This window comes from Saccharopolyspora tripterygii (genome assembly GCF_054778355.1).
Genome location: NZ_BAAGZP010000047.1, coordinates 1 through 504 on the forward strand (window position 1 = coordinate 1; position 504 = coordinate 504).

At 67.5% G+C, this 504-nt stretch carries 1 pseudogene; it reads right to left on the reverse strand.

What is annotated here, in order from left to right:
* A pseudogene (locus tag ACYVF3_RS30955) lies at positions 1-364 on the reverse strand (ATP-binding protein); the annotation flags it as partial.
* Positions 365-504: the final 140 nt, after the last annotated feature.

Below are 504 nucleotides of genomic sequence, written 5' to 3' on the forward strand. Positions count from 1 at the left end.
TCCACAGCGCCCGGCCGGTGCGCTCCATGCACCAGCCCGTGGTGACGTCGGATTCCTTTGCAGACAGGGCGAAGTCCTCGGCCAGCTCGTCGGCCACGCGCGTGGACTGGCCGAACAGGATCCGCGTGGAGCACAGCGCCAGGAGGTCCTTGGCGATCGCGACTTCCTGGGATCCGGCGTTGCCCACGGACAGGAAGTCGCTGGGCTTGTGGCCGACGAGGATCTGGATCTTCTTCTCCGCACGGGACAGCCGCAGGTCGGAGTCGACAGCCTGCACGGCCTTGGGCCCGAGGCGCATCTGACGCCAGACCTCGTCGCGCACGACGATACGGATCTCCCCGTCGTCCTGAAGGTCGGTGATCATCGACGACCAGGAGCCCAAGCAGGTCAGCGCCACGGCCACTGCCTGGTCCCCGCGGCTGCGCAACAGCGACAGGTCCATCGACTGGATCGGCGCGGCCCAATCGAGCTCGAAGTTCGTCGGCTCGTCGAACAACCCGGCCA